Source organism: Streptomyces sp. NPDC090442 (genome assembly GCF_044769405.1).
Lineage (GTDB): Bacteria > Actinomycetota > Actinomycetes > Streptomycetales > Streptomycetaceae > Streptomyces.
In genome coordinates, this window is record NZ_JBIVXW010000022.1 from 40,163 (window position 1) to 54,622 (window position 14,460).

Here is a 14,460-nt window from a genome sequence, read left to right on the forward strand (position 1 = left end):
CGATGGCCGGCAACAAGGGCGGCACCAGTGGCGGCAACGGCACGGCGAAGCCGGTGGCGCAGCGGCTGCTGGCCACCGCCACCCGGCTCTTCGCGGAGCAGGGCTACGACCGCACCTCCGTCCAGGAGATCGTGGACGCGGCGGGCGTCACCAAGGGCGCGCTGTACCACTACTTCGGCTCCAAGGAGGACCTGCTGCACGAGGTCTACGGGCGGGTGCTGCGGCTCCAGCAGGAGCGGCTGGACCACTTCGCGGACGCCGACGCGCCGGTGGAGCGGCGGCTGCGGGACGCCGCCGCGGACGTGGTGGTCACCACTCTCCAGAACCTCGACGACACCAAGATCTTCTTCCGCTCGATGCACCACCTGAGCCCGGAGAAGGACAAGCAGGTGCGGGCCGAACGGCGCCGCTACCACGAGCGGTTCCGCGCCCTGGTCGAAGAGGGCCAGCGCACCGGCGTCTTCACCGCGGACGTCCCCGCCGACCTGGTCGTCGACTACCACTTCGGCTCGGTCCACCATCTGGGCACCTGGTACCGCGAGAACGGCCCCCTCACCCCCCACCAGGTCGCCGACCACCTGGCCGACCTCCTGCTGCGCGCCCTGCGACCGTAAGCGGGAATACCCCCACCCCAGCCCCCGTTGTGGCCCCGCAGGGGGCGCGCCCGACCCCTACGGGGTGGTCCGTTCGACCGCACCCTACGGGCCCGGAGGCCGCCCTCCCCACGGTCGTGGAGCCCCCATTTCCGCGACCCGCGCTGCACCGTCATGACGCACCGTCCGCGCGCCCCGACGCTTCGCCGGCCGCGCCTCGTACGGCATCGATGCAGGCGTCGAGACGGCGCTGCATCTCCTCCAGCTCCTCGTCGGTCAGCTCATCCACCCATGCGGTACGGGCCTTGAAGTCCTCCCGCCAGGCGTCGAGTTGGCGGTAAAACGCCCGATACCTGACGTGCCGGTTCCACCATTCCGCTGCCTTCCAGCACCACCGCGCCCAGCCCATCAGCGCACCGCCTGCCCGTGGGGATGGTCACGCATCTCGACATTGCAGTCGGTCGCCTTCGAGTGGTCCCCGGTCGCTCGCGCACGCGTGCGCTGGCGGTCCAGCGCCCCGCACACGTCACACCCGGCAACGGGCTGAGGATCAGGCCGCGCCGTAGGGTCCGACAGGTGGACGGGGTGGCTCAAGCCAGTAACGCCTGCGCCAGCGGTTCGAAGATCGTTCGGATAGTGTGCAGCACTGTCGTCAACCTCCAAGCGGTTGATGGCCACGCCCCCGGACGTTCGCCCCGTCGCGGGGGTCTTTACGTGGCGTGGTCTTCAGCGGTCGGTGCATGACTGCGTCATCGGTCGCTCTTCTCCCGCTCCACGTACAGCAGTTGGGCGGACCGGGGGTGCCAGAATGCTCCGGTCACATGCCCGTGTGCAACCTTTCATGTAGTGGTTTTTCAGGTAGTTGACGTGCATTGCAGTCGGCATCAAGTGATGCTTTCATTCAGGGCGCGGGAGTCTTTCACTCCGACCGGAGGGGGTAGGTGTGGCTGAACCGGACGGTCCGACCGGATCAACAGTGCCGAGGCGACAACTAGGGCGAATTCTGGGCGAGTTACGCGAACGCGCAGGACTCAAGGTGAACGCAGCGGCCAAGCTGCTGGAGCGTTCGCCAACGACCATGTGGCGCGTGGAACAAGGGAAGGTCTCTTCTCGCGCCGTCGAGGTGAAGGCCATGTGCGAGCTTTACGGCGCATCACCAGCACTCACTGAGGCGCTTGTGGGGCTCGCACACGAAACGAAGGCAAAAGGATGGTGGCACGCGTACGGGGATGCGATCCCCGAAGGTTTTGATCTCTACATCGGATTGGAGGAGACAGCGACGCACCTTGACTGGTACGAACCGGAGTTGATCCCCGGTCTGCTCCAAACCGGCGAGTACGCCCACGCGGTCATTCAAGGCGACAACCCCGACGAGGAACCGGGTGAGACCGCTCGACGGGTTCAAGTACGCATCAAGCGTCAGACCCTTCTGACCCGAGTGACGCAGCCACCCACGCTCAATGTTGCTCTCAACGAAGCTGTATTGAGGCGTCCCGTCGGCGGGAACAACGCGATGGCGGGGCAACTCCGACACCTGGGGAAGGTGAGCCACCTGCCCACGGTGACCATCAAGGTAGTCCCGTTCAGTGCCGGCTTGCACCGAGGCGTCATGTCGGGCCAGTTCCAGATTCTCCGATTTCCGCTTACCGGTAATGGGAGAGAAACGGAACCCCCGACCGTCTACGCAGACGGCTACACGGGGGACCTCTACTTGGATAAGCCCCGAGAGGTTGAACGCTATGACAACGCGTTCCGCGACATCTGGGCCAAGGCAATGCCCGAAGAAGCGTCACGACGTCTGATACTCGAAATGGCAGGACACTATGAACAGGGCTGACCTGAACCGCGTAGCGTGGCGAAAGTCCAGCTACAGCAATGGGCAATCCAGCTGCGTCGAAGTCTCCGACGGCTTCCCCGGAACCGTCCCCGTCCGTGACAGCAAAGACCCGCACGGCCCGGCGCTGATGTTCTCGGCCGACGACTGGTCGTCGTTCGTCACCGCCCTCAAGGGCGGAGCGTTCCACCGCTGAGGCCACAAGCGCAACGGCCACCCCCAATAGCAGCACGGAGGGTGGCCGTTCGTATGCCCGAGAGCGTCGGAGTGGTGGACGGGTGCAGCCCCGCCTACTGGTACCGCTTGATCTCCCGCCGGGCCAGCGACCGTTGGTGGACCTCGTCGGGGCCGTCCGCCAGTCGCAGCGTGCGGGCGCCGGCCCACAGTTCGGCCAGCGGGAAGTCCTGGCTGACCCCGCCGGCGCCGTGCAACTGCACCGCCTTGTCGAGGATGTCCACGACCGTGCGCGGGGTGGCGATCTTGATGGCCTGGATCTCGGTGTGCGCGCCCTTGTTGCCGACGGTGTCCATCAGCCAGGCGGTCTTCAGCACCAGCAGCCGCAGCTGCTCCACCGCCACCCGGGCGTCCGCGATCCACTCCTGGACCACGCCCTGCCCGGCCAGCGGCTTCCCGAACGCGGTACGGGCCACCGCCCGCCGGCACATCAGCTCGATCGCCCGCTCGGCCATCCCGATGAGCCGCATGCAGTGGTGGATCCGGCCGGGCCCCAACCGCGCCTGCGCGATGGCGAAGCCGCCGCCCTCCTCGCCGACCAGGTTGCCCACCGGCACCCGGACGTCCTCGAAGACCACCTCCGCGTGCCCGCCGTGGTAGTGGTCCTCGTAGCCGTAGACCTGCATCGCGCGCCTGACCGTCAGGCCCGGGGTGTCCCGCGGCACCAGCACCATCGACTGCTGGCGGCGGATGTCCGGGCCGTCCGGGTCGGTCTTGCCCATCACGATGAAGATGCGGCACAGCGGGTTCATCGCCCCGGAGATGTACCACTTGCGGCCGTTGATGACGTAGTGGTCGCCGTCCCGCTCGATCCGGGTCTCGATGTTGGTGGCGTCCGACGAGGCCACCTCCGGCTCGGTCATCGCGAACGCCGACCGGATCTCGCCCGCCAACAGCGGCTCCAGCCACCGCTTCTGCTGCTCGGGGTCGCCGAACTGCGCGAGCACCTCCATGTTGCCGGTGTCCGGCGCCGCGCAGTTCAGCGCGGTCGGCGCCAACTGGGGGCTGTGGCCGGTGAGTTCGGCCAGCGGCGCGTACTGGAGGTTGGTCAGCCCCGCCCCGTGCTCCGCGTCGGGCAGGAAGAGGTTCCACAGCCCCTGCCGACGGGCCTCGGCCTTGAGCTCCTCCACCACCGGCGGGGTGTCCCACGGCGAGGCCAGCGCGGCCCGCTGCTCCTCGACGACGCGCTCGGCCGGGTACACGTGCTCGGCCATGAACGCCTGGAGCCGCGCCCGCAGTTCCTCGGTACGGGCGTCGAATGCGAAGTCCATCGCTGCCTCAGCCTTCCTTGAGAGTGGTCAGTCCGCGGTCGATGAAGACGGGCACCAGCTCGCCGATCCGGTCGAAGCCGGCGCCGACGGTCTGGCCGAGCGTGTAGCGGTAGTGGATGCCTTCGAGGATCACCGCGAGCTTGAACCACGCGAACGCGGCGTACCAGGCGATCCCCGAGACGTCCCGGCCGGAGCGCTCGGCATAGCGGGCGATCAGTTCGTCCGGATCGGGGTGGCCGGGCGCGCCGGAGGTGGTGCTGACCGGCGACCGCGGCAGCCCCAGGTCGGTGCAGTACATCGCCAGCAGCCCGAGGTCGGTCAGCGGGTCGCCGAGGGTGGACATCTCCCAGTCCAGCACGGCGTTGATGGCGTCGTCCTCGCCCACCAGGACGTTGTCCAGCCGGTAGTCGCCGTGCACCACGGTCGGCGCGGGGGAGGCGGGCAGCGCCCGGCCCAGCGCCTCGTGGAGCGCGTCGACGCCCGGCAGGTCGCGGTTCTTGGAGGCCGCCAGCTGCTTGCCCCAGCGCCGCAGTTGACGCTCCAGGAAGCCGTCCGGGCGGCCGAAGTCGGCCAGCCCGGCCGCCTGCGGATCCACCGCGTGCAGCGCCACCAGTGTGTCGACGAGGGACAGCACCACCGCCCGGGTCCGCTCCGCGCCGAGCGGCGCCAGTTGCGCGGCGCTCCGGTAGGGGGTGCCCGCCACCAGCTCCATCACGTAGAACGGCGCGCCGATGACCGCCTCGTCCTCGCACAGGAGCAGCGCCTCGGGCACTGGCACCGCGGTGCCGTGCAGCGCGCTGATCACCCGGTGCTCGCGCCGCATGTCGTGCGCGGTGGCCAGGACGTGCCCGAGCGGCGGGCGGCGCACGACCCAGGAGGCGGCGCCGTCGGTGACCCGGTAGGTGAGGTTGGACCGCCCGCCCTCGATCAGCTCCGCGCGCAGCGGCCCGGACGCCAGGCCCGGCCGTTCCCGGTCCAGGTGCTCCCGCAGGCGCGCCAGATCGAGACCGGGTGGTGCCGCACCGGTGGCCGGCGAGGGCGGGGTGCCGTTGCTCATCGTGCTTCCTCCGTAGGGAGCGTGGACGGTCGGACGGTCCGGGGCCGGCGGGGCCCGTTCCGCCCGATCATGCCGACTAGTCGGTATGGCGTCCAGTGCCCGGCGGTGGGGCGTCGGTCACCCGACGTGTTTGCGCCACCGACGCCCCTGATCCGGACCGGCCCTCAGGCGTGACAGGCCGGCGGCACCCCGCCGTTCAGCTCCGCCATCGCCCCGAAGCCGGCCACCGCGTCCAGCGGCGAACCGGGCGCCGCCCCGTCCAACTCGGCGTACGCCCGCAGGAGGTTGGCCACCAGCCGCTCGTGCTCGGCCAGCTCCGCGAACTCGCCGAGCTCCGCCTCCCTGGCCACCTCCAACGGCGTCCGCCCGGCCGCCCGCCCCTCGCGGGCCAGCTCCTGGACGAACCGCAGATAGCGCTCGACGCCGTCGTAGACCTCGGGGCCGGCCACCGGGCCGTGCCCGGGCACCACGGTCGTGGCGCCCAGCGACCGCAGTGTCTCGATGGCCCGCAACGAGCCGCTCAGCGAGCCCATGAAGAGGAACGGGGTGCCCCCGTTGAAGATCAGGTCGCCGGTGAAGACCACCCGCTGCTCCGGCAGCCAGACGATGGCGTCGCCGGGCGTGTGCGCCACGCCGGGGTGGATCAGCTGCACCTCGATCGCGCCCACGTGGACGGTCAGCCGGTCCTCGAAGGTGATCTCCGGCGGGGTGAGCGCGATCTCGCCGTAGGGCACCTCGGGCCACACGGCGTGCAGTTGGTAGCCGGCGGCCAGCAGCTCCCGGCGGCAGGCCGCGTGCCCGATGACGGTGGCCTCGGGGGCGAACACGCCGTTGCCGTAGGTGTGGTCGCCGTGGTGGTGGGTGTTGACGACGGTGCGGGGCGCGGGCGCGCCGCTCTCCTCGATCCGGCGGCGCAGCAGTCGCGCCCGCCGCTCGGTGGCGGCGGTGTCCACCACCAGGGTCGCCGTGCCGTCGGTGACGAAGCCCGCGTTGTTCAGGCACCAGCCGCCGTCCGGCTGGATGAACGCGTGGACGCCCGGGGCGAGTTCGGTGAGGTAGGGCTCGGGGAGGGCGTGGGTGTCGCTCCCCGTGGGGTGCTGGTGGTCCGTCATGGTCCGCTTTCGGGTGGGGGTTCGGTCGGTCCGACGGCCGGCCGGCGCGCCGGCCCTGGCCGCGCGGACCCGATCAACGGTACCTCCGGCCGCGCCGTACCGGACGGGCGGCCGCGGCACCGCACCGCAGGTCACCGCCGCCGAGCGACTCCGCGGGCCGGCCCGCGCCCGCCGCCTCAGAGCTCCCCGGCCGCCCGCCGGGCCGTCAACTCCCGGTAGGCGGCCAGCCCGTCGGGCGTCCACGGCCACTGGCCGAGCCGCCGGTCCAGCTCCTCCTGGGTCAGGAAGGCGTGCCAGTCGATCTCCGACTCCTGGGGCGCCACCGGCAGCGTGCAGCGCACTTGGTATACCGCAGACCACCAGGTGTGCTCCGGCGTCTCGTACAGGAAGCGGAACAGCGGCTCCGGGCGGGCCAGTCCGGACACCCCCAGCTCCTCCTCCGCCTCCCGCAGCGCCGCCTCGTCGTAGCCCTCGCCGGCGCCCACCACACCGCCGACGAACATGTCGTAGTGCGAGGGGAACACCAGCTTCCGGGGCGTCCGCCGGTGCACGAAGATCCGGTCCTCGGCGTCCCGGACCAGGACGAACGCGCACCGGGTGCGCAGCCGGCGGGCGTAGGTCTCGGCTCGCGGGGCCTGCCCCACCACCCGGTCGTGCTCGTCGACGACGTCCAGGATCTCGTCCGCGTTGAGCGGCTCCGGCGCGTGGTCCGGTCGTTGCTCGGTCATGGGGCCATGGAACCACCGGACGCGGCGCGCGCACCCGTTGGGGACGTCGTCCAACGGCCGTCGGCTCACTGCCCCATGACGTACTTCACCGTCGGCCCGGTGGTCCAGCCGCCGTCCACCGCCAGCTCGGCGCCGGTGATGTAGGAGGCGGCGTCGGAGAGCAGGAAGACCACCGCGCCGGCGATCTCGTGCGCCTCACCGACCCGGGCCATCGGGGTGTTGGGGTACCTGCCCTCGCCCCGCTCGATGCCGACCTGCGCGGTCATCGGGGTGTAGGTCATGCCGGGGTGGACGGAGTTCACCCGCACCCGCGCGGCGCCCCACTCCACCGCGCCGATCTTGGTCAGGCCGCGGACGCCCCACTTCGACGCGCCGTAGCCGCCGGTCAGCGCCAGCCCCATCAGCCCGGCCGCCGAGGAGATGTTCACGATCGAGCCGGCGCCGCGCTCCTTCATGGCCGGCAGCACGGTCTTCATGCCGATGAAGACGCCGGTGAGATTGACGTCGAGGACCTTGCGGAAGGCGTCGGCGGAGAGCGTCTCCAGCGGCGCGCCGCTCGATATCCCGGCGTTGTTCACCAGCCCGTCGAGCCCGCCGAACTCCGCCACCGCGAAGTCCGCGACCCGCTGCCAGTCCTCCTCGGAGGTGACGTCGTGGGCCAGGAACCGGGCCCGCTCGCCGAGCCGGGCCGCGGTCGCCGTGCCCTCCTCCTCAAGGACGTCGGTGACGACGACGTTGGCGCCGGCCGCGACGGCCCGCTCGGCGGCCGCGGCGCCCAGCCCGCGGGCCGCGCCGGTGAGGACGACGGTCTTGCCGGTCAGCTCCGCGGTCGCGGGGGTGGATGCGGTCATGGTGAACTCCTTTGTTCGGGGGCGGCGGCCAGCAGGAACGCCGTCGTCGTCCCGGTGAGGTCGACGAGGAACAGCTCCTCGTCCGTCAGGGGTGTGGCGCCGTCGAGGTAGTGCCGGGCCCGGTCGGCGAAGGCCGCGCCGATCAGCGTCAGCGCGAGGTCCAGCCGCTCCAGCCGCACCGCCTCCGGCAACCCGGCCGCCGCCAGTGCGCCCTCGATCCGGCGGATCAGCCGCCAGTACGCGGTCCCGTCGAGGGTCGGGTGCGGGACCCGGGTGCGGACCCCGCTCTCGTGGCTGAGCTGGGCGGAGATCCGCAGGCAGCGCCGCCCCCGGTCGGTCCGCAGCTCGGTCGCCTCCGCGGTGACCAGCAGCCCGAGCAGCTCCCGCAGCGTCGGCTCGCCGGCCTCCGCCGCGGTCAGCAGCGGCGTCAGCGCCGCCTCCGTACGGGACAGCCGGCCGGCCATCACCGCGTCCAACAGCCCGGCCCGCGAGCCGAAGTGGTACTGCACCGCCGACGGGTTGCTCTGGCCGGCCAGCGCGACGACGTCGCGGAGCTGGGCGCCGTCCACGCCGTGCCCGGCGAAGACCTGCTCGGCGGCGCGGATCAACTTCTCGCGGGTCTCGGGGCCTGATGTCCTGGGCATGGCCCCATAGTAATGCCAAGCATTAACAACCGGGAGGGGCGGTGCGGCCCACCCCGTACGGGCGGTCCGCGCGCGGCGCCCGCGGCCTCAGTGGGGCTGGAGCTCGTGCGCGCCCTCGGCGCCCCTGGCCCCCGGTGGCATCAGCGGATGGCTGCCGATCAGCACGATCCCCGTCACCACCGCGGCGATCCCGGCCGCCTCGAAGGCCAGCGCCCCCGGTGTCACCCGCAGCCGGTCGCCCAGAAACCCCACCCCGCAGATGATCCCGGCCAACGGCTGGGCGGCGGTCAGCGCCGGCAGCGACAGCCGCAGCGGCGCCGACTCGAACGCGCTCTGCACCATCACCAGCGCCACCACCCCGAGCACCACGATCGCGTACGGCTGCCAACTGGTGAGGAGTGCGCGCCAGCCGCCCGCGGTGAAGCGGAGGCCGCTGATCCGGGTCAGCGCGTCCTGCAACCCGTACAGCAGTCCGGCCGCCACCCCCAGCAGCGCGGCCTCCAGGCTGATGTGCGTCCGTTCCCGCTTGGCGACCGCCGCCAGCACCAGGGCGACCGAGAGCACGCTGCCCATGATCAGCCACTGGGCGAGCTGCCCCACCTCGCTGTTCCGCCCGCCGTGCGGCTGCCCGGCCACGATGAACAGGGTCACCCCGCCGGCCAGCAGCGCCAACCCGGCCCAGCCGGTGCGGCCCAGCCGCTGCCGGGAGATCCGCCGCGCCAGCGCCATCGCGAACAGCAGATTGGTCGCCATCAGCGGCTCGACCAGCGTGAGGTCGCCCATCCCCAGCGCCACCGCGCCCAGCGCCATCCCCGCCACCATCAACGCGATCCCGGCCACCCAGCGGGGCATCCGGACCAGGTCGAGCAGCAGCCGCAGCGAGAGGTAGTCCTGGGGCGGGGCGTGCTGCGCCGCGAGTTGCTGGAGGACGAACCCGGTGCCCAGACAGCATGCCGCGGCAAGGGCGAGCAGGATCACCGTCACGTCGCACACCTCGTATCGCGCGGGGCGGGGGATGCGCCCGAGGATAGTCAGCCACGGTGGCCGAAACCGGTGCGCCACCGCCGCGGAATCCCACTTCTCCGATTACAGAGAAACCTCTGCAGAGAACTCTCTGCATCTCTACGCTGACGGCCATGCCCCACGACGACGTGCCGCACGACGACCGGTCGGCCGCGCCCGACGCCCCCGCGACCCCCGCGCCGCGCCCCGTCCGACGGATGGACGCCCGCAGCCTGCGCGGACTCGCCCACCCGCTGCGGATGCGCATCCTGGAGCTGCTGACGCTGGACGGCCCGGACACCGCCACCGGCCTCTCGCGCCGGCTCGGCGAGAACACCGGCACGGTGAGCTGGCACCTGCGCCACCTCGCCGACCACGACTTCATCGAGGAGGAGGCCGGCCGCGGCACCCGGCGCGAGCGCTGGTGGCGGGCCGCGGCGGCCACCCGCCAGCTCAACACCACCGACTTCCGCGACGATCCGGACGCCCGCGGCCCGCTCACCGTCTACGTCCACGAGATCGTCCAGCAGCACTTCAACCGGGTCGTCGACTACCTCGCCGAGGACTGGGGACCCCAGTGGCGGGACGCCGGCACCCTCACCCAGTGGCACGACCTGACCCTGACGCCCGATCAACTGACCGCGTTGAACGCGGAGTTGGAGAGTGTCGTGAACCGGCACCGGGCCGCCGCCGCGGGCGCGGTCGACCGCGCCGCGCAGCCCGTCATCGTCCAACTCCAGTCCTTCCCCCGCAGGCCGCGCCCGGACCGCACCGACGGACCGGCCGTCGACGGCCGGTCGGACGATGCCGGCCGGCCGGACGGCGCCGGTCGGGCCGGGCGATGAGCGGTCTGCTCCGGCGCCACCGCGACTTCCGGCTGCTGTGGTGCGGCGAGACCGCGGGCAGGTTTGGCGCCGCGGTGACCGGGGTGGCGATGCCGCTGACCGCCGTCGCCGCCCTGCACGCCGACACCTTCGCCGTCGGGCTGTTGAGCGCCTGCGGCTGGCTGCCCTGGCTGCTGATCGGGCTGCCGGTCGGCGTCTGGGTGGACCGGACGCGCCGCCGGCCCCTGATGCTGGGCGCCGCCGCGCTGTCGGCCGCGGTGTTCACCGCCGTCCCCGTCGTCGCCTGGTGCGGCGGGCTGAGCCTCGGCCTGTTGACCGGCGCGGCCCTGCTGAGCGGCGCCGCCGCGGTGGTCTTCCAGACCGCCTACAGCGCCTACCTCCCCGGGCTGCTGGCCCCCGCCGACCAGCCCGAGGGCAACGCCAAGCTGCACGGCAGCGCCTCGGCGGCACAACTCGTCGGCCAGGGCGCGGGCGGTTTCCTGGTCCAACTCGCCGGCGCCGCCAACGGGTTGCTCGCCAACGCCGCCACCTTCCTGGTCTCCGTCCTCTGCCTGCTCGGCATCCGGCACCGCGAACCCCGCCCGGACGCCGGCGAGCGCCCCGCGCGGCCGCTGCGCGCCGAGGTCACCGAGGGGCTGCGCCTGGTGGCCGGGGACGTCTGGCTGCGCACCCTGACCCTCTTCGGCGCCGCCTCCAACCTCGCCCTGATGGGATACCAGTCGATCCTGCCCGTCTTCCTGGTCCGCGAGGCCGGGCTGCCGCCGGGCACCGTCGGCACCCTGCTGGCGGTGGCCGGCACCGGCGGCATCGCGGGCGCCTTCGCGGCCCGCCGCGCCGCCGCCCGGATCGGCACCGCCCGCGCCAGCCTGCTCTTCGAACTCGCCCTGCCGACAACGGCGTTGCTCATCCCGCTCACCACCGCGGGGCCCGGTGCCGCGCTGTTCGTCGTCGGCAGCTTCGGCGTCTCCGTCGGTGTGGTCGGCGGCAACGTCCTCAAGGCCGGCTTCCAACAGGCGTACTGCCCGCCCGCACTGCTCGGCCGGGTGACCGCCAGTGCCGCCTTCCTCAACTACGGCACGCTGCCGCTGGGCGCCCTGCTCGGCGGCGCCCTCGGCGCCGCACTGGGCGTCCGGACGGCCATGTGGATCACCACCGCCGGCGTCCCGCTGGCCGCCCTGATCCTCCTCGCCTCGCCGCTTGGCACCGCCCGTGACCTGCCGACCCGCCACCAGCCACGACGGCCGGACGCCGCGGAGGCCGCCGACGACCTGCTCACGTCGCCGTGAGCGCCTGGCCGCCGGTGGCACAACGGCGTTGGCATACGGGGGAGTTGCGATTCCGCTCGGTCTGCGTGCGCGTGCGCCTCCCGACCCGACCCGACCCACCCCGCGCCGCGTCCTACGGCGCCCCATCCGTCGCCATCGCCTCCCCGACCGTCATGCCCGTCCCCGCCGCCTCGCCACCCCCAGGATCGAGGCGGTAACCGGACCCCCACACCTCCGTCAGCAGCCGCGGCGCCGCCGGGTCCGGTGCGAGCTCGGCCTGGAGGCGCGCCACCCGCGCGGCCACCGCCGACAGATCGCCGAAGTCCCGCCCCCAGACCCGCTTGAGCAGTTGCTCCCGCGAGAACACCCTTCCTGGGTGCCGCATCAGAAACACCAGCAGCGCCAACTCGTGTGCGGTCAGGGAGAGTTCACGGCCGCCGCGGGACGCCCGTCCGGCTCCGGGGTCGACGGTCAGCTCCCCGATCCGCAGCACGGCACCGGCCCCGGCGGCCGCTCCCGTCTCCCCGGCGCCGCCCAGTGCCTCGTTCACCCGTGCCACCAACTCCCGCACCCCCGCGGTCCCCTCGGCCTCCGCGGTCAACGGCACCACCGGGACCGGCGGTCTGCCGTCACCCCGCCCCAGCCGGCGGCGCAGCCCCAGCCCGTCGATGCCGGGCAGCGCCGGATCGAGGACGACGGCGTGCGGGGCGAAGTCCGCGACCAGGTCGAGGGCGGTGAAGGCGTCGGTGGCGCAGGCGGTGGGGTGGCCGGCGCGGGCCAGCCCGTCGGCGACGGCCGCGGCGCGCGCGGGGTCGGCCGCGACGACCAGGACGCGGTGCGGCGGCCCCGGCAGGAGCGATCCCATACCCCCAGCCAACACCCGCCCGCGCGCCCCCGCGCGCCGAAGCCACCACCGCCCGGGGAGAGGCCCCCGTGCGGCCACCCGGCGAGGCCGCCCCGCTACTTCTCCAACTGCTCCCGCACCCGCCGCGACACCGTGAACGCATAGAGGTCCAACACCCCGGGCGGCTCCGCGATCCCCGGCCCGCCGGCCCGTATCCAGGCCGCGATGTCCGCCAGCGCGTCGTCGTCGTTGACCAGCCCCAGCCACACCGGCCGCCCGCCCGCGGCCCGCCCGGCCGGCGACGGCTGCACCACGACCACGTTCGCCTGGTCGCAGACGTCCAGGCACTCCGAGGCGCGGACCGGCGCCGCCTCCTCAAGCGCCGCCCGCAGCCGGGGGATCTGCCCGGCGTGGTCGACCCCCGGCAGCTTCGCCGCGTCCCCGCAGCAGCAGCCGCGGCAGACGGTGACCCGGCACTGCCGCCCGGCGGCCCGCGCCGCCCCTCTGGAACGCTTTTCGATCATGCGTTCATGCTACGTGGCCGCGCCGCACCGCCCGCCCGCTCCCGGCCATCCACCCCTCAGGTCCCCGCCGCCCCTCGCGTTGCCCACGCCACGGTGGGCCACGACATGTCCCGGCCGTTCCTGGATAGGGATCGGGGCATGTCCCTGACCAACTCCAGCACCGTCCGACCCACGGTCCCCGGCCCGGCCGGCCTGCCCGTGATCGGTTCCCTGCTCGACCTGCGCCGCGACCCCCTGAGCACCTTCTTAGACGCCCAGCGCGAACACGGCGACGTGGTCCGGCTGGAGGCCGGCCCGCCCGGGCTCCGCAGCGTCTTCTACGCCGTCTTCGCGCCCGAGGGCGCCCAGCAGATCCTCGCCACCCAGGCCGCCAACTTCCGCAAGGACCACCCCTTCTACGAGGAGGTCCGCCAGTCGTTCGGCAACGGCCTGCTCACCAGCCAGGACGACGACTACCTCCGGCAACGCCGGCTGGTGCAGCCGCTGTTCACCAAGCGCCGGGTCGACGGCTACGCCTCGGCCGTGACCACCGAGGCCGACGCGGTCACCGCCCGCTGGCGCTCGGTCGGGGACGGCGTGGTCGACCTCGTCCCCGAGATGAACCGGCTCGCCCTGCGCACCGTCGCCCGCATCCTCTTCGGCGTCGACGTGGAGGCCGCGGTCGACGCCATCCACCGCTGCGCCCCGGTGATCAACGACTACGTCGTCAGCCGCGCCTACACCCCCCTGAAGTTCCCGCGCGACTGGCCCACCCCCAGGAACCTCCACAACCGCCGGGTCACCGCCGAACTCAACGCGCTGTGCGACCGCATCGTCGCCGAGCGCCGCACGGCCGCCGGCGCCACCGGGGCCGGCGACCACGACGACCTGCTCTCCCTGCTCGCCGCCGCCGGCAACGACGAGGACGGCACCCTGGACGCCACCGAGGTCCGCGAACAGGTCCTGATATTCCTGCTGGCCGGCCACGAGACCACCGCCACCTCCATGGCCTTCGCCCTCCACCTCCTCGCCCGCCACCCCGACGAACAGGGCCGGGTCCGCGCCGAGTTGACCGAGGTCCTTGGCGAGCGCGCCCCCACCGCCGCCGACCTGGACCAACTGCCGCTGCTCACCCGGGCGTTGAAGGAGTCCATGCGGCTCTACCCGGCGGCGCCGATCGTCAGTCGGCGGGCCGTGGCGGCCACCGAGGTCGCCGGCTTCCCCCTCCCGGCCGGCGCCGACGTCGTCGTCGCCCCCTGGGTCACCCACCGCCACCCGGGCCTCTGGACGGACCCCGAGCGGTTCGACCCGGACCGCTTCACCCCCGAACGCGAGGCGGCGCGGCACCGGTACGCCTGGTTCCCGTTCGGCGGCGGCCCGCGCGCCTGCATAGGCCAGCACTTCTCGATGCTGGAGTCCGTCCTGGCCCTGGCGACGCTGCTCCGCTCCTACGAACTGACCGCCGTCGACCAGCACGTCCCGGTCGCCGCCGGCATCACCCTCCAGGCCACCGGCCCCGCCCGCATCCGCCTTCGCGCGCTCTAGGGCGCTTCTGGCTCGGCGCCTGCCCGCCCCACCCCCGACGGGCAGGCGCCGAACTGGCCCGGCCAAGCCTCCGCCGACTCAAACGCAACGAAAATAGCGTTTGCATTCCCGGTCGCGACCCTCTACGGTCGT

At 72.8% G+C, this 14,460-nt stretch carries 16 protein-coding genes; 6 read left to right on the plus strand and 10 right to left on the minus strand.

Annotation, left to right across the window (positions count from 1 at the left end; all coding sequences use genetic code 11):
- The first annotated feature begins 2 nt into the window (after positions 1-2).
- Positions 3-614 carry a TetR/AcrR family transcriptional regulator gene (locus ACIQU6_RS17505; protein WP_403482501.1) on the plus strand — a complete coding sequence of 204 codons (612 nt, stop codon included), beginning with the start codon at positions 3-5 and terminating at the stop codon, positions 612-614.
- A gap of 151 nt (positions 615-765) precedes the next feature.
- On the opposite strand, the gene ACIQU6_RS17510 is transcribed toward ACIQU6_RS17505, so the two are convergent.
- Positions 766-1,002, minus strand: coding sequence for a hypothetical protein (locus ACIQU6_RS17510; RefSeq protein ID WP_403482502.1), 237 nt, complete (start codon positions 1,000-1,002; stop codon positions 766-768).
- Between the two features lie 534 nt (positions 1,003-1,536).
- Here ACIQU6_RS17510 and ACIQU6_RS17515 point away from each other — a divergent pair.
- On the plus strand, positions 1,537-2,430 hold the full coding sequence (locus ACIQU6_RS17515) for a helix-turn-helix domain-containing protein (protein ID WP_403482503.1): 894 nt from the start codon (positions 1,537-1,539) through the stop codon (positions 2,428-2,430).
- Positions 2,417-2,623 (plus strand): DUF397 domain-containing protein, encoded by a 207-nt coding sequence (locus tag ACIQU6_RS17520; RefSeq protein WP_403482504.1) that lies wholly within the window; start codon positions 2,417-2,419, stop codon positions 2,621-2,623. Before ACIQU6_RS17515 ends, ACIQU6_RS17520 begins: the two co-directional genes overlap by 14 nt.
- Positions 2,624-2,717: 94 nt before the next feature.
- Here the strand turns inward: ACIQU6_RS17520 and ACIQU6_RS17525 are convergent, their stop codons facing one another.
- The 7 genes from ACIQU6_RS17525 to ACIQU6_RS17555 all read right to left on the minus strand — a co-directional run bounded on the left by ACIQU6_RS17525 (position 2,718) and on the right by ACIQU6_RS17555 (position 9,308).
- On the minus strand, positions 2,718-3,932 hold the full coding sequence (locus tag ACIQU6_RS17525; protein ID WP_403482505.1) for an acyl-CoA dehydrogenase family protein: 1,215 nt from the start codon (positions 3,930-3,932) through the stop codon (positions 2,718-2,720).
- Between the two features lie 7 nt (positions 3,933-3,939).
- On the minus strand, positions 3,940-4,989 hold the full coding sequence (locus ACIQU6_RS17530) for a phosphotransferase family protein (protein WP_403482506.1): 1,050 nt from the start codon (positions 4,987-4,989) through the stop codon (positions 3,940-3,942).
- A 164-nt stretch (positions 4,990-5,153) separates the two neighbouring features.
- Positions 5,154-6,101, minus strand: coding sequence for an MBL fold metallo-hydrolase (locus ACIQU6_RS17535; protein WP_403482507.1), 948 nt, complete (start codon positions 6,099-6,101; stop codon positions 5,154-5,156).
- Positions 6,102-6,277: 176 nt separating this feature from the next.
- Complete coding sequence (locus ACIQU6_RS17540) at positions 6,278-6,829, minus strand: NUDIX domain-containing protein (RefSeq protein WP_403482508.1); 552 nt, start codon at positions 6,827-6,829, stop codon at positions 6,278-6,280.
- Positions 6,830-6,894: 65 nt separating this feature from the next.
- Positions 6,895-7,680, minus strand: a complete 786-nt coding sequence (locus ACIQU6_RS17545; RefSeq protein ID WP_403482509.1) for a glucose 1-dehydrogenase — start codon at positions 7,678-7,680, stop codon at positions 6,895-6,897.
- On the minus strand, positions 7,677-8,324 hold the full coding sequence (locus ACIQU6_RS17550) for a TetR/AcrR family transcriptional regulator (protein WP_403482510.1): 648 nt from the start codon (positions 8,322-8,324) through the stop codon (positions 7,677-7,679). The genes ACIQU6_RS17545 and ACIQU6_RS17550 overlap by 4 nt, the downstream gene beginning before the upstream one ends.
- Positions 8,325-8,411: 87 nt before the next feature.
- Positions 8,412-9,308, minus strand: a complete 897-nt coding sequence (locus tag ACIQU6_RS17555; protein ID WP_403482511.1) for a DMT family transporter — start codon at positions 9,306-9,308, stop codon at positions 8,412-8,414.
- Between the two features lie 236 nt (positions 9,309-9,544).
- Here ACIQU6_RS17555 and ACIQU6_RS17560 point away from each other — a divergent pair, with 236 nt between their 5' ends.
- Entirely contained in the window at positions 9,545-10,171 is a 627-nt protein-coding gene (locus ACIQU6_RS17560; RefSeq protein ID WP_403482569.1) for a helix-turn-helix domain-containing protein, read from the plus strand.
- A complete protein-coding gene (locus ACIQU6_RS17565) occupies positions 10,168-11,457 on the plus strand; it encodes an MFS transporter (protein ID WP_403482512.1) in 1,290 nt (429 codons plus the stop codon). The genes ACIQU6_RS17560 and ACIQU6_RS17565 overlap by 4 nt, the downstream gene beginning before the upstream one ends.
- A gap of 112 nt (positions 11,458-11,569) precedes the next feature.
- On the opposite strand, the gene ACIQU6_RS17570 is transcribed toward ACIQU6_RS17565, so the two are convergent.
- Both ACIQU6_RS17570 and ACIQU6_RS17575 read right to left on the minus strand, forming a co-directional pair.
- Positions 11,570-12,301 carry a winged-helix domain-containing protein gene (locus ACIQU6_RS17570; protein WP_403482513.1) on the minus strand — a complete coding sequence of 244 codons (732 nt, stop codon included), beginning with the start codon at positions 12,299-12,301 and terminating at the stop codon, positions 11,570-11,572.
- 95 nt (positions 12,302-12,396) lie between these two features.
- Positions 12,397-12,804, minus strand: a complete 408-nt coding sequence (locus ACIQU6_RS17575; protein ID WP_403482514.1) for a (2Fe-2S) ferredoxin domain-containing protein — start codon at positions 12,802-12,804, stop codon at positions 12,397-12,399.
- 138 nt (positions 12,805-12,942) lie between these two features.
- On the opposite strand from ACIQU6_RS17575, the gene ACIQU6_RS17580 reads away from it, so the two are divergent.
- Positions 12,943-14,328, plus strand: coding sequence for a cytochrome P450 (locus ACIQU6_RS17580; RefSeq protein ID WP_403482515.1), 1,386 nt, complete (start codon positions 12,943-12,945; stop codon positions 14,326-14,328).
- Positions 14,329-14,460 lie beyond the last annotated feature (132 nt).

Excerpts from the sequence above, each read along its gene's own strand:
- ACIQU6_RS17505 (WP_403482501.1), top strand. The coding sequence starts at position 3 with ATGGCCGGCAACAAGGGCGGCACCAGTGGCGGCAACGGCACGGCGAAG.
- ACIQU6_RS17510 (WP_403482502.1), bottom strand. The coding sequence starts at position 1,002 with ATGGGCTGGGCGCGGTGGTGCTGGAAGGCAGCGGAATGGTGGAACCGG.
- ACIQU6_RS17520 (WP_403482504.1), top strand. The coding sequence starts at position 2,417 with ATGAACAGGGCTGACCTGAACCGCGTAGCGTGGCGAAAGTCCAGCTAC.
- ACIQU6_RS17525 (WP_403482505.1), bottom strand. The coding sequence starts at position 3,932 with ATGGACTTCGCATTCGACGCCCGTACCGAGGAACTGCGGGCGCGGCTC.
- ACIQU6_RS17530 (WP_403482506.1), bottom strand. The coding sequence starts at position 4,989 with ATGAGCAACGGCACCCCGCCCTCGCCGGCCACCGGTGCGGCACCACCC.
- ACIQU6_RS17535 (WP_403482507.1), bottom strand. The coding sequence starts at position 6,101 with ATGACGGACCACCAGCACCCCACGGGGAGCGACACCCACGCCCTCCCC.
- ACIQU6_RS17540 (WP_403482508.1), bottom strand. The coding sequence starts at position 6,829 with ATGACCGAGCAACGACCGGACCACGCGCCGGAGCCGCTCAACGCGGAC.
- ACIQU6_RS17545 (WP_403482509.1), bottom strand. The coding sequence starts at position 7,680 with ATGACCGCATCCACCCCCGCGACCGCGGAGCTGACCGGCAAGACCGTC.
- ACIQU6_RS17550 (WP_403482510.1), bottom strand. The coding sequence starts at position 8,324 with ATGCCCAGGACATCAGGCCCCGAGACCCGCGAGAAGTTGATCCGCGCC.
- ACIQU6_RS17560 (WP_403482569.1), top strand. The coding sequence starts at position 9,545 with ATGGACGCCCGCAGCCTGCGCGGACTCGCCCACCCGCTGCGGATGCGC.
- ACIQU6_RS17565 (WP_403482512.1), top strand. The coding sequence starts at position 10,168 with ATGAGCGGTCTGCTCCGGCGCCACCGCGACTTCCGGCTGCTGTGGTGC.
- ACIQU6_RS17570 (WP_403482513.1), bottom strand. The coding sequence starts at position 12,301 with ATGGGATCGCTCCTGCCGGGGCCGCCGCACCGCGTCCTGGTCGTCGCG.
- ACIQU6_RS17575 (WP_403482514.1), bottom strand. The coding sequence starts at position 12,804 with ATGATCGAAAAGCGTTCCAGAGGGGCGGCGCGGGCCGCCGGGCGGCAG.
- ACIQU6_RS17580 (WP_403482515.1), top strand. The coding sequence starts at position 12,943 with ATGTCCCTGACCAACTCCAGCACCGTCCGACCCACGGTCCCCGGCCCG.